The following is a 13,329-nucleotide window of genomic DNA, read 5'->3' as shown; positions in this document are numbered from 1 at the left end:
GCCTGAACCATCAAGGTCGCAGGCACTGACATCTAATTCAAGTTTAATGACAAAACATATTCTATATAATGACAAAACTAATTACAACGGACATTCTCCCTGTGTGTTCGCTATAGACATTATTCAATATAACGTACAAACGTATAATATATTGATACTTTACAACTTACGTTATATACTATTATAAATTTATACACTGGGGGTAAGGTTAAAATGTCCATAGCTTCGGAGTTGAGCGGAACGAAGCCCGATTCACTCAGCTTTTTACATGGGGTTAAAGATTGTATTCCTACATTGCTTGGTTATGTATGTATTGGGTTCGCGGCAGGCATTGTGGGTGCCTCATCAGGGGTTAGCACCATGGAAATTGCTTTCATGTCGGCGCTTGTATACGCCGGAGCCTCTCAGTTTATTATGTGCTCGATGCTGGCTGCATCCAGTCCTCCATCCGTCATTATTTTAACGACATTCATTGTGAATGCTCGTCATCTGCTGTTAAGTGCGTCGCTGGCTCCTTACTTTTCTAAATATTCATTGTGGAAAAACATAGGCATCGGCGCTCTTTTGACGGACGAATCCTTTGGAGTAGCGTCGGATAAATTGGCTAAAGGTGGGCAGGTCAGTGACCGCTGGATGAACGGGCTTAATATTACAGCTTATCTCGCTTGGATTGCATCCTGTGTGGCGGGAGGGGTTCTCGGGAACTGGATTTCCCGGCCGGAGGCTTTTGGTCTGGACTTTGCCTTGCCTGCGATGTTCCTTGCCCTGCTTATTTCCCAGCTCCAAAGTGTCCAGACCTCCAAACTCAAGCATCGTCTGCTGCTTGTGCTATGTATGGCTGTTCTGATGTACCTTTTGTCCTGGTGGGTGCCATCACATATCGCCGTCATTGTAGCAACCATGATCACCGCAACGATTGGAGTGTTAACCGACAAATGAGCATTAATCCCAATGTCCTGTATATCATTATCGGTGCCATGATTGTCACAGCCATCCCAAGGATTATTCCCTTTGTCGTGCTGCAAAGGCTGGCGCTTCCCAAACCAGTGCTACAATGGCTTTCCTATATCCCCATCTGCATATTCACGGCCCTCGTGATGGAGAATTTGCTCGTCCGAACCGAATCCTCAGTCACTCTTAATGGGCAAGTACTTATGGCTGTCTTTCCTACGCTAGTGACCGCCTTGTGGAGCAAAAACCTGCTGGCTACCGTCGTTGTCGGTATTGTGAGTATGGCTGTAGTTCGACTATTGTGGTGAAGATAAAAATGCCCTCCTACAATAGGAGGGCATCTGCCATTTCTTATGATCCACCTGTCGTCCTTACTAACGAGGGCGACAGATCTTCTTCCTCAAAACCACGTTCTCGAAGAATGTGGCAATCCGTAAATTGACGCATCTGACGCATACCTCTACTATCAGTAAGCATATCTTCAAGCACAATCAATCAATATTAACCCAAGGTTCTCCATTCTTTTTTTACATTTTTTACTTTCATTATAAAAGCAAACGGGCAGAATTTAAATCGAGTTCCATCACATATCGTTCATCCCCGTGAATATACTTAATAACCAACAAGGCCAAACTGTGCCGTGTATCCACTTGGGGGGTGCCTAATAATGCCGGAACCACGCCAGCCATATTCATTCGTCGTATCCCGCGAAGATTGGTCGCTGCATCGCAAAGGGTACCAGGACCAGCAACGTCATCAGCAGAAGGTCAAAGATGTCATTAAGCAAAATCTACCCGATCTGATAACGGAAGAAAATATTATTATGTCGGACGGTCAACAGATTATTAAAGTGCCGATTCGCAGTCTGGATGAATATCGCTTCATTTATAACTATCAAAAGCAAAAGCATGTAGGCCAAGGGGATGGAGATAGTCAGGTGGGGGATGTCATCGGACGTGATCCTGCCTCCCAGAAGCCTGGTAAAGGTGAGAAAGCCGGCGACCAGCCGGGACACGATATTATGGAAACGGAAGTCAGCATAGAAGAACTGGAAGATATGCTGTTCGAGGAAATGGAATTACCGAATTTACAGCAAAAAGATAAGGATCAAATTGAGGTTGAATCTATCCTGTTCAATGATATACGTAAAAAAGGCATGCAAGCGAACATTGACAAGAAACGAACCATTCTCGAAAATCTGCGCCGCAACGCCCGTGAGGGGAAACCGGGCATTCATCATATTAGTCCGGACGATCTTCGCTACAAAACATGGGAAGAGAAGACTATTCCCCAATCCAACGCGGTGATTATAGCCATGATGGACACATCAGGCTCGATGGGCTCATTTGAAAAATATTGCGCTCGTAGCTTCTTTTTCTGGATGACCCGCTTTTTGCGCCGTCAGTATGAAAAGGTGGAAATTGTCTTTCTCGCGCATCATACCGAGGCTAAAGAGGTTACGGAGGAAGAATTTTTTACCCGCGGAGAAAGTGGCGGCACGATCTGCTCTTCGGCTTATCTGAAAGCACTAGAGATTATCGACAAACGATATCCTCCTTCCAGCTACAATATATATCCCTTCCATTTCTCGGATGGCGATAACCTGACCTCGGACAATGAGCGGTGTGTGAAGCTAATCGAGGAACTTATAAAGCGAAGCAATATGTTCGGCTATGGAGAAGTGAATCAATATAATCGTAGCAGCACGCTGATGTCAGCCTACAAGAATATTAAAAAGGATCAGTTTATGTACTATGTCATCAAGGAAAAAGGTGAGGTATACCAAGCCTTACGTACCTTTTTTCGCAAACGGGAAGGGGGAACGGTGGGATGAGCACCGACCAGAAGGAGCTAGAATATGCGATATCAGAAATTATGGAGATTGCAGATGGATTCGGGCTCGACTACTACCCGATGCGGTATGAGATTTGTCCGGCGGATATTGTATACACGTTCGGAGCCTATGGTATGCCCACGCGATTCAGCCACTGGAGTTTTGGAAAAACGTTTCACAAGATGAAAATGCAGTACGATTTTGGATTGAGCAAAATCTATGAGCTGGTCATTAACTCCAATCCCTGCTATGCCTTCCTGCTGGAAGGAAATTCTTTGGTGCAGAATAAACTAATTGTCGCCCATGTACTGGCACACTGTGATTTTTTCAAACACAACGCCCGCTTTTCAGCTTCTAATCGCAATATGGTGGAGAGTATGTCGGCCACAGCAGATCGAATCAACAGCTATGAAATGGAATACGGTTCAAAGGCTGTGGAATCCTTCATTGACTCTGTACTGGCGATACAAGAGCATGTGGATCCACAGATCATCAAACCAAGGCATCTGGATAAGCAGCGCTACATGGAGCTCAAAATTCGGGAGCAGAAAGAACCTGGAAAACGCCACCGTCCCCCTGGGCCTTACGATGATCTGTGGTCACTGGACACAGTGAAGCAGCATGATCCCGCCGAGACCGAGGGCATCAAGGTACGCAAGTTCCCACCGGAACCTGAAAAAGATATCGTCTGGTTTATTCAGGAATTCTCGGAGGTGCTGGAGGACTGGCAGCGGGATATTATGACGATGCTACGGGACGAAATGCTGTATTTCTGGCCCCAAATGGAGACCAAAATCATGAATGAAGGCTGGGCCTCCTATTGGCACCAGCGGATTGTAAGGGAACTGGATTTGACCGGGGAGGAAACCGTTGAATTTGCGATGCTGAACGCTTCTGTCGTACAGCCTTCCAAGCAAAGCCTAAACCCGTACTATTTGGGGCTGAAAATATTTGAGGATATTGAAAAACGATGGGATAACCCAACCCGTGAGGAACAAGAGCGACAAGGACGCAAACCAGGCGAGGGTCGAGCTAAAATGTTCGAGGTGCGAGAATTCGACTCGGACACCTCTTTTATACGCAATTACATGACCAAGAAACTGACAGAGGATTTGGATCTGTACGTGTTTGAGAAACGGGGACCCGATTGGAAAATTACTGATAAATCTTGGGAAAACATACGGGATCAGCTTGTGTTTTCACGTGTGAATGGAGGCTCCCCTTATATCGTCGTCGAGGATGGAGATTACCTGCATACGGGCGAGTTGAAGCTCAAGCACCAGTACGAAGGCATTGAGCTGGATTTAAAATATATGGAGCGCACACTTCCGTATGTATATCAGCTGTGGGGGCGCACCGTTCATTTGGAAACATTGATTGAGGGTAAGCTCGCCTTATTCTCATATGACGGTAAAAAACATCATCGCAAGTTTGTATAGATATATAAAATCAATAGCCATCCTAATTTAAAAAGGTGCATTCCGAAAAAACGGATATGCGCCTTTTTTTAAGTATTTCATACAACCTTAAGCAACCTTCATTTCTTGCCAATTTCAGGACGCCTGTTTCGTTTTAGATCAGGGGTGTATTATACTATTATAATAAATGACCCACGGGTCATACATGAGAAGCAGAACGAGGAGCGTTGATATAGATGAACACCCATCCCAGCTTTCGTGAAGTACGTGAAAGTGACCAGCAGGTATTCCCAATCGCCTGGTACGCCGTTGGCTGGTCCAAGGAACTAAAAAATAAACCGCTTAAAAAGCGACTGCTTGGCAAAGATATTGTCCTGTACCGTGACGATCATCGTCAGGTGCATGCCATCCATGCTTATTGCCCGCACCGTGGAGCTGATTTGTCGCTCGGCTATTGTCAAAACGGGCACATCACATGCCCTTATCATGCATGGTCTTTCGATGAGAGTGGGCAGTGTGTGGATATTCCGGCACATCCGGGAAGGGCTATTCCTGAATTTGCTCATACCTATGCCTATCCCGCGATTGAAAAAGCCGGTCTGCTGTGGGTATATCCTCAGGCCGTGGGCTCAAAGTCTGAGATAAACTCAGGGTTGGGGACATCTACATCCTCACCTCCTCTGGAGATTTTTTCCGAGCTGGAGGACCCTTCTCTCATTTTGTCTCCTTACGATTCCGTGTGGAAGGCACATCTGACGAGAGTTGTGGAAAGCGTGTTGGATGTCGCTCATTTGCCAATTGTCCATAACAAAACGATCGGTAAAAAATCCTCCACCGACATTCATATCGAGTTTGAAGCGGATGACAATCATATTCGAGTGAAAAACGGGAAAGGTCTATTGCAATATGCCTTTCCACAGCAATGGATTTTGACTCCCGCCAAGGAAGGACGCAGCAAGTTTATTAATTTCGTCACCTTCACTCCGATTGAGCAAGAGTTAACGGCCATCTACGGACTGGCTGGTCGTAATTTTGCCAGATTTGTACCGGGCATAAGCCATATTTTCTCCAGATACAGTGGCAAGGTACTGGAAGAGGATCGGGCCGTGGTGGAAAGTCAGCATCCGCGTCCAATCCCAGAAGCGCTGCGAATGGAGGCACACGTCCCTGCTGATGGACCTCAGGTTCGGTTTCGCAACCGCTGGTATGATTTCCTTGTCAACGATGAGCCTCGTGTACGACTGAATCCAGAAACTATTTCCTCCTAAATTCGACGATGTAGCTTTGATTGAGCTGTTTTCCACCTTCCGAAATGTTCTGGTACATGGATAAAAACCGGGCGGATGGGCTCCATACCGTTGGGCTGTCATAGGATTGGATATCGGTCGTAACCGGAGTGGTTTTACCCGTGGACTGGTCAAACACATACAGCCCTCTCATGCCTTGCTGATCCTCATCATAAATGGAAAAAGCAAGCTTGGACCCGTCACTGGACCAGCTTCCACGACTCATTAAAGTACCTTGACCGACGATTCCTTTCTCTTTGCCCTGTTCATCCAAAATGATCATACGGGCTGGTTCGGATGTATTCCATTTCCGCTTTTCAATGGCAATAGACTTACCGTCAGGCGACACGGCAAAGGACATGGCACCCTCTGCAATGGTCACAGCCTGAGGATGATTGAGGGTGAACCGATTCAGCACCGGATACCCTTGTTTATCACTGCCTGTATAAAATATGGCGTTACCCACTTTTTCGACATGAGACATCAATTCAGAGCGATTCGGATCTTGAAAACTCAATTCTTCAGCTTTGCCGTCCAGACCAATCAGCTGGATTTTACCATCCGGTGTGCCTGTAATGAGATCATTCTCATCGCTCCAGCTCACTTCGTTAGTCATATCCAGCTTGCCAATCGATGTAATCCTACCACTGCTTAGTTCCAAAATGTAACCCTGGATATCATATTTGCTGCTGGTGCTACCTTCAGTAAAAAAGACATGGCGCTGATCCGGTGATACCACAGCAAGTAACTGTGGAGCCTTACGACCTGGTGTTAAAATCCGCTCCTTATTTGTCTCTACATTATGAATCCACAGCTGGGTTTTACGCTCGACAATCAGCTCTTCGTCGCTCAGCCAAGACCTCGCGTAGACATCACCCAGCCTGTCGATAGACGATACCACCAGCTCGTCCGTTACTTGCTGCTGGGCTGCATCCGTGTCAATCACAGTAAGCTGTTGGCCCGGTTTCATACCGAATGCTGGATTTGTCTCTTCTGCGCTCTTCATGCCGCAACCACTGAGCAATCCCCCGGCGATTAAGCCGGTCATGAGCACCCGTGTGGCTTTCTGTCTGAAAACTCTTGTACGGGAATCTTCGCGATGAAAGAAGCCGTTCTTATGCCTATAGCTGTCTATGTTTTTCTTTATCATGTACAACGGCCTCCTTGTTAACGATACCCCTAGTTTAATGCCAGAACATCTCATGAATACATCGAATTGTTTCCAAGTTGTAAACAAGACATCATTCTATCTAGCCCTGTGCTAACAATCGGCCGTTTACAGGAAGCTATCGTGAACCAAGAGGGGGAGTCTAAGCGAAAATTCATTCCCACTTTCATTCGTATGGCCGTTGCCATTTTCCAACCCACCATGATCTGAAGCTGTAAGCTGCAACTCTCCCCCCATGCGCTCCGCCAGTCTGCGCGCCAGAGGAAGACCGAGTCCCGTACCGCTGTCCTGACGAGATCGATCACGACTTAAGGTAGCGAACGGCTCAAAAATCATGTTCCATTGCTCCCTAGGAATCGATGGACCGGAATTGCGTATACACACAATCACGGTGTCCTGTTCTACCCGATTCGATAACGTAATCCATCCACCGTCCCGATTGTACTTCACTGCATTATCTAGCAAATTCAATACAATATGCATCAGATGCTTAGGGTCTCCCCACACCTGGGCAGGAACAGTATCTATCGAAAAATTCAGTCTACGCGCCGCCGCTTTTCCTCGAATACGGCTCCCTGCATCTTCCAGTAACGAATGCAGTTCCACAGCCTCCGTATGCAATTCAAAATCATATTTATCCAGCACAGATAGCCGCAGCGAGTCCTCGACAAGCTCGTACAACCGTTTTGTTTCCTTACTGATGCTTTCTCTCGCTTCACGCACCAGTTCAGGATCATCCCCATACATATCCAGTAAATCAGCATAAGCTTGAATAGAGGTTAATGGGGTCTTTAGTTCATGGCTGATATTTCCAATAAAAGATTTTTGCTGCTGCTCCAGCTCTCTCAAACGCTGAACCGCTTCTTCCAGCCGGAGCTTTTCGTTTTCCAGCGCGGTAATGCTCTCCCGGATCACATGACTCATCTGGAACATTCCTTCATCCAGTCTTCCCAGCTCATCCTGCCGCCGCAGCAGTCTGGCTTCCGGATAATGCCCTGCCGATATCTGTTCGGAAGCACGAGTCAGTCGTCCGATGTCCCTCGTCTGGCGGCTGACATAGCCTAAACCCAAAATAAAGCTCAATACCAGCACCGCCCCCCCCGTCCATAAAAACAAGTGGGCAATGGCCCCGTAGAACTGCTGCTGTGCTTCTGTTGAGCTGTGAAGCTGTACCACTCCCAGTAAGCCGTCTGGACCTTGAAGCGGAGCCAAATAAGTGATTGCGCTTCCTTCCGTAATATACGCAATTTTGCCTTGGATCGCATAGGAGAGCGCCTGGCTGACATCTGTTCTAAAAGCCAGCGGTAGAGAATTGCCAACCTCATGCCCCTGACCATCATATAAAATAACACGCATATTACTGGATACGCCCAGTTCCACTGCGAGCCCAGGTGCCTGCTTCTTCATAAAGTCTTCCGGTGATTGGCGCACTCCCAACAGGTAAGACTGTTTTACACGCATTTCTACAATTTCGGCCTGACGCTTTAAGCTGCGTTCCATTTGATCTGTCTGGTTAGCGCGAATACCAGTAAGCACGAGCCAGCTCAGCACACCGACAGTAAACAGCAGCAAAGCCGCCAGTACCAGCGGAAATTTCCAACGCAGGCTCAAGCCTGTAGGTTTGCGTTTGCGCTTCTGTTGGTCGGTGGACCGCAAGCTTCCTTGCTGATGGAGTGAATGATGTTCGTTCACGTTATTTTCTCTGCCTTATAGCCGATACCATACACGGTCTGCAATATCGCCTGGTGTGGCTCAAGCTTCTTGCGCAAACGCTGGATATGAATATCCACCGTACGCGTTCCGCCCACATAATCGAAGCTCCATACCTGCTCCAGCAGCTCGTCCCGTGTATATACCCTCCCGGCATGAGACACCAACAGCGCCAGCACATCAAACTCCTTGGGGGTCAGATCCAGCGCTATGGCTCCAAGTTCAGCTGTTCGGCTGGACGGACGTACCCGTAATGGGCCGAGGACCACTTCTGTTCCTTCCGGGGCAGGCGCTCCTTCTCGCTCCAGCCTCCGTACCAATGCTTTAATACGAGCGAGCAGCTCCCTCAGGTCAAACGGTTTGCTCATAAAATCGTCCGCACCGAGCTCCAGCCCGAGTACCTTATCAACGATATCGTTTTTGGCCGTCAGCAGTAAAATACCGATGCCCTTCCGACTTTCTAAACGGCGGCACACCTCATATCCACCCAGTTTGGGCATCATCACATCCAGTATGAGCACATCTGGATGGAACAAACGCACTTTTTCCAAGGCGTCCTCCCCGTCAACGGCGGTTTCCACCAAAAAACCCTCTCGCTTTAATGCATAAGCCAGCGCATTTCGAATGCTCGCCTCATCGTCCGCTATCAGTATTTTTTTATCCATGTCCTGCCCTCCCTGCATAAAAAAACCACTCCAGCTACCTATGTTCCCGCAAATAATAATGAATCAGACAGGTATGACATATAAACTGCTCACGTGGATCGTTAAGATCAAAATCTGTCATGTCGCGTATCCGTTCTAATCTGTATTTTACTGAGTTACGATGTATAAAAAGATAATTGGCTGTATCTACCAGACTGCCCCTGTTTTCTAAATAATAAAATAACGTTTTGAGTAAGTCACTGCCATGTGAGCGATCATATTGCTGAAGTCTCCCCAGCTTGCGTTCAAACACATTTGAAAATTCCTCTTTGTCCATCGCTTCTCCAAGCATATAGTGCATCTCTATATCGCTGTATTTGCATACACGTTGATCAGGATACAGTCGCTGAGCTACAGTAATGGCACGACGTGCTTCATTGTAGCTTTGCAGCAACTCCCATAACTTTTTGGCACTTCCGATGCCTAAATAATAATCGGCGGTACCCCAGGCCTTTTCAGTTGACCAGTTTTTCAGCGTATCACTCCAGGACATTTCCTGATCAGAGCCAGGTACATTCTGGTGATCATTCGGCTGAAGAGTTGGCAGAAATAATATCGCACGATTTGAACGAAACTCAATATGAGATACCACACGCCGCCGGGCCGATTCCATACTCAGTAGCCCAGAAAGAATCTCTTCTGGCGGAGCCGCAGCACTTTCCAGTACAGCCACCTCCCAGTCATATTCCGGGTTGAATCCCAATTGACGACCTCTCCGCTCAACCTCATGCCGCAGCGGCAACGGAGGTGTCATTAGCTCATCTATAAAGTTCCCCCGTAGTCGGCTTTCCGTATCTTCTACCGCCTTTTCACGCATGAGTTCCAACGCCATCACCAGCCGTGCCTGCTCAATACCAACCTGCTCCATATCATCCAGCTCATTGCGGGCAATGACCAACTTGGCAACTGTACGTTTATCTACGCTAATGGGAAAATGACGAGCACCTTGTACCATCGTCCAATCCCATTCTTGTGGTGAAGTGACAATGGCTTGACCTCCATTATCAATCAAAGCAACCGGAGCTTTAAAAAGCTCTGCTATATTATCGCTTACAGCCTGTATGCCACTGTTCTCCAGCACCATCGTCGTTAACGTTCGATAGATTTCTTCCGAACGTCGCAGCAGCTCTGCCTGTCGGTTCAACACCATATCCATGACACGCTGCGTAATATCCGTGTAGGGAATATCGGCTGGAATCTCAATCACAGGAAGGCCGCAAGCATTGCTTTCTTCCAGCGCACTGTGGGGAATTCCCGTGAGAAAGCGGGTAGGCTTGATCACAAGCGCTGCCGCTCCGCCCTGATGCAGTAATTGAATAATTTGGCACAATACCTCAGGCTCATGACGGATCGAATAAGCCGTTGTCATCAACAATACACCTTCCCGGACCCAGCCTTTCAGGTCAGGGACTTCCATAATGTCAATAAACCGGACAACCCGGCTTAGCCCCTGTTCTCCGCTTAATACCTTCGCCTCCTTCAACACGGGTATTGCCATGAGCTCTTGAACTGTTACACCCGGTATTTTCATAAAGACAGACCACCCTGCTATTTATTTTGCAAAATCCTTACTTCATCTAATTTTCAGGATAGTGTACCAAAAAAGTGTACAAAACAAAACCTTTTACCGCTTGGTCAAGTCTACCCACACCAGCCCATTCCTATCTTTAGGAGCTCAATGGAACCTAAATAAACCGCCCTTTTCTGGAAAAGGCGGTTTATTTTAATATTCAACTATTTATAATGAGGTTTAAGAACTATCCTGCTTGTTCTCCACACGAAGCAACTGCTAGCGTACCGACACGGCTGCACCCAACGCCACAATCGGATCAATAGCCCGAATACCCAGTGTACGCTCCAGCTCTGGCGCAAAGTTCATCGTTACAAAACCTGTGCAGGCAAGTACGATTACCTCAGCTCCCTTCTCCTGAAGCCGCAACGCTGCTGCTATAGCCGCCTCTTTACCTTGTGGAGTGTTCAAGTCCAGTGTCGTCTGCACACCTATGGGACGCTCTGTACCGATATAGGAATTGCCCAAAATGTGGCGAATCAGCGGCGGAGCCTCCTCCAAAATGGTCAACACGCCTACACGGCTGGCCGATGTCAGAGCCAAGAGTGCTGCACAAGACCCCGCCCCGTATACAGGTACAGATACAGCTTGACGAGTTTCCTCTAGCGCCGGATCAGCCGCGCAGCTAATACCGATAGACGTACAGCCTTGTTCAACGAGTTGTTGCGCCGCAAGCACAATTTTAGGCACCGCTTCCCGGTCTGTGATATCATCGTAAATTCCTTTCGGCTGATCAGGGATACATACACTGGTGACAGGCAGCCCGTAGCGCTGCTCAATGACCCGGCCGTGAAGGTCGATAGCTGCTTTGTCCTGCATGGTAAGCACTCTGATCATTCCAAGCATGATAACTTCCTCCCTTTTATCTCTCTAGCAACTGACCAGCCTTCATCATCAGACGATCATCCAGATATACATCCGGTTTTTGTACGACTCCGTCAATATGTACACCCGCAGCGACAGTTCCCCCGAAGGTATTATTGCTGCCAAAAGCGACATGAATCGTGCCATACACTTTCTCGTCTTCTAACACAACACCTGTAATGCGGGCTTTATCATTCGTTCCAATACCAAATTCGGCCAGCATTCTACCATCGCCTTCGCCGAGCATATCCAACAGGGACTGTCCGGTTTCCCCTTCTGCGGCGATTAATCTGCCATTTTGCACCGTCAGCAGCAGTGGCTCTTGTAAGGCACCGATTCCTGCTACAGAACCGTCCACCACAATCTGACCCTGTGCCGTTCCTTCCAGTGGAGCAATATACGCTTCACCGGAAGGCAGATTGCCCGATTCGCCAGGATTCAAATACATACCTGTGCTGGGAACGCCGTTGCGCCCTTCTATGGTAAAGTTCAGGCTATATCCATCCTTTTCAATCCGTACCTGCTTGGCAGCAGTCAGCAATGCGGTTACCTCTTCGGTCAGCGCCTTGACCTTCGGATAATCAGCAGCGATTGCTCCATTCATGAACATATCGTCTGTCATGCCAGGCATGGTCGCCAGGCGTGCTCCAGCAGCTGCGGCCTGCTTACGGGCACTTGTATGTGTCAGCGAATACCGGGTGACACACACAACAACGTTGGAGCGAAGCATGGCTTCGGCAACAGGGACTGGAGGCTCCTCGCCCGATTTGGAGCGAACCTTCATCGTCAAAATAGCTGCTTCTGCCCCCAGTGCCTTGCCAGCCTCATATATGGACTCGCCCAATTCTTTTTTATCATCGTCGGTTACGACCAGAAGCGTCTCCCCAGCGGTAAGTCCCAAACATTTTTGCAATACATTTTTACTGATTTCAATACGTTGTTGACTCATAGTTCTTACCTCCAATTTTTAGCTCCTTACACCATTTCCGATACCAGTTTGCCAATCAAGGCATTGGACAATACAACGGGAATCCCCGAGTAATGCGCCGCTAGCTCTCGATGCGTTTCCGTATAGCCCATGCAATCCAGCACGATCAGATCGGCTTGATTCTTGAACTGTCCGGCTGCTCGGCAAAATTCTTCCTCACTGCCACTGTAAGGCGAGACCGCCGCAAACTCTGGATTCAATCCATAAGGACTGAATTTAAGCTTGAGGTTATTCTTCTGTTCTTCGAGCGGTCCAATGAGACCCAGTCTTCTTCCGCTGGACATGGCCTTTAGTACAGGAGGAAGCACTTGATCTGGCTCAATTAGAAAAGCGCTTCGAGTATGCAATCCAGGAAACACACCGGTACAGAGTAGCAAAATCGTACGTATGCCTTGCTGCTCCAAATGTGTGATTTTTTCCTGGAGCAGCGGCTGGATTTTTTCGCGTGAAATGACCACCGACTCCCCGGTCGTCAAGCGCGAGGTTAATACATATTCTCCCGGTGACGGTGATAGATGCTGTTGTATATAGTCCAATGAGAGCCCATCCAGCGCACCAGCCTGTACCAGCTCTGCCCGTCCTTCCAATGCCCTTTCTACGATAGGGGCCACATCTGACCGAGGGGCTTGCCCAATCGTAATCATCCCAAGCTTATGCATTTGAACCCCTGCTTTCGCTTCATTTTATTTTACGCTCCTGGCGACAAAGGGCAAGCCCGCGGTCTGCCCTTATTTCGGTTCTGGTGAATAGTTTTAACTTATGTTACTGCAACTTTCCTAACATAAACAATGTTCGTTCTGACCAAAACAAAGGCTTATTTGTTGTGCATAAAGGAT

The 13,329-nt window shown here is 47.9% G+C and carries 12 protein-coding genes; 5 read left to right on the top strand and 7 right to left on the bottom strand.

The features are described 5' to 3' along the window. Positions 1-213 precede the first annotated feature (213 nt). The 5 genes from ACWGXJ_RS07910 to ACWGXJ_RS07890 all read left to right on the top strand — a co-directional run bounded on the left by ACWGXJ_RS07910 (position 214) and on the right by ACWGXJ_RS07890 (position 5,471). Positions 214-939 carry an AzlC family ABC transporter permease gene (locus ACWGXJ_RS07910; protein WP_039269812.1) on the top strand — a complete coding sequence of 242 codons (726 nt, stop codon included), beginning with the start codon at positions 214-216 and terminating at the stop codon, positions 937-939. Beyond that, complete coding sequence (locus tag ACWGXJ_RS07905) at positions 936-1,259, top strand: AzlD domain-containing protein (RefSeq protein ID WP_039269810.1); 324 nt, start codon at positions 936-938, stop codon at positions 1,257-1,259. The genes ACWGXJ_RS07910 and ACWGXJ_RS07905 overlap by 4 nt, the downstream gene beginning before the upstream one ends. A 359-nt stretch (positions 1,260-1,618) precedes the next feature. Next, positions 1,619-2,785 (top strand): sporulation protein YhbH, encoded by a 1,167-nt coding sequence (gene yhbH / locus ACWGXJ_RS07900; protein ID WP_446674356.1) that lies wholly within the window; start codon positions 1,619-1,621, stop codon positions 2,783-2,785. After that, a complete protein-coding gene (locus ACWGXJ_RS07895) occupies positions 2,782-4,224 on the top strand; it encodes a SpoVR family protein (RefSeq protein ID WP_452566518.1) in 1,443 nt (480 codons plus the stop codon). Before yhbH ends, ACWGXJ_RS07895 begins: the two co-directional genes overlap by 4 nt. A 215-nt stretch (positions 4,225-4,439) precedes the next feature. After that, positions 4,440-5,471 carry a Rieske 2Fe-2S domain-containing protein gene (locus tag ACWGXJ_RS07890; RefSeq protein ID WP_452566517.1) on the top strand — a complete coding sequence of 344 codons (1,032 nt, stop codon included), beginning with the start codon at positions 4,440-4,442 and terminating at the stop codon, positions 5,469-5,471. Here the strand turns inward: ACWGXJ_RS07890 and ACWGXJ_RS07885 are convergent. The 7 genes from ACWGXJ_RS07885 to ACWGXJ_RS07855 all read right to left on the bottom strand — a co-directional run bounded on the left by ACWGXJ_RS07885 (position 5,458) and on the right by ACWGXJ_RS07855 (position 13,152). Then, the gene (locus tag ACWGXJ_RS07885; RefSeq protein WP_452566516.1) at positions 5,458-6,639 is read right to left on the bottom strand and encodes a WD40 repeat domain-containing protein; all 1,182 of its coding nucleotides are present in this window, start codon (positions 6,637-6,639) and stop codon (positions 5,458-5,460) included. The genes ACWGXJ_RS07890 and ACWGXJ_RS07885 overlap by 14 nt on opposite strands. 126 nt (positions 6,640-6,765) lie before the next feature. Beyond that, positions 6,766-8,349 carry a sensor histidine kinase gene (locus ACWGXJ_RS07880; RefSeq protein ID WP_452566515.1) on the bottom strand — a complete coding sequence of 528 codons (1,584 nt, stop codon included), beginning with the start codon at positions 8,347-8,349 and terminating at the stop codon, positions 6,766-6,768. Continuing rightward, a complete protein-coding gene (locus ACWGXJ_RS07875; protein ID WP_452566514.1) occupies positions 8,346-9,032 on the bottom strand; it encodes a response regulator transcription factor in 687 nt (228 codons plus the stop codon). Before ACWGXJ_RS07875 ends, ACWGXJ_RS07880 begins: the two co-directional genes overlap by 4 nt. Before the next feature lie 34 nt (positions 9,033-9,066). Then, positions 9,067-10,602 carry a PucR family transcriptional regulator gene (locus ACWGXJ_RS07870; RefSeq protein ID WP_452566513.1) on the bottom strand — a complete coding sequence of 512 codons (1,536 nt, stop codon included), beginning with the start codon at positions 10,600-10,602 and terminating at the stop codon, positions 9,067-9,069. Between the two features lie 258 nt (positions 10,603-10,860). Further along, on the bottom strand, positions 10,861-11,487 hold the full coding sequence (locus ACWGXJ_RS07865; protein WP_452566512.1) for an aspartate/glutamate racemase family protein: 627 nt from the start codon (positions 11,485-11,487) through the stop codon (positions 10,861-10,863). Between the two features lie 16 nt (positions 11,488-11,503). Then, a complete protein-coding gene (locus tag ACWGXJ_RS07860) occupies positions 11,504-12,454 on the bottom strand; it encodes an aminopeptidase (protein ID WP_452566511.1) in 951 nt (316 codons plus the stop codon). A 26-nt stretch (positions 12,455-12,480) separates the two neighbouring features. Next, complete coding sequence (locus ACWGXJ_RS07855) at positions 12,481-13,152, bottom strand: AroM family protein (RefSeq protein WP_452566510.1); 672 nt, start codon at positions 13,150-13,152, stop codon at positions 12,481-12,483. Between the last annotated feature and the right edge of the window lie 177 nt (positions 13,153-13,329).

Source organism: Paenibacillus sp. S33 (genome assembly GCF_053615415.1).
The sequence above is the reverse complement of the archived record's forward strand: the minus strand, read 5'-3'. Positions and strand labels throughout refer to the sequence as shown.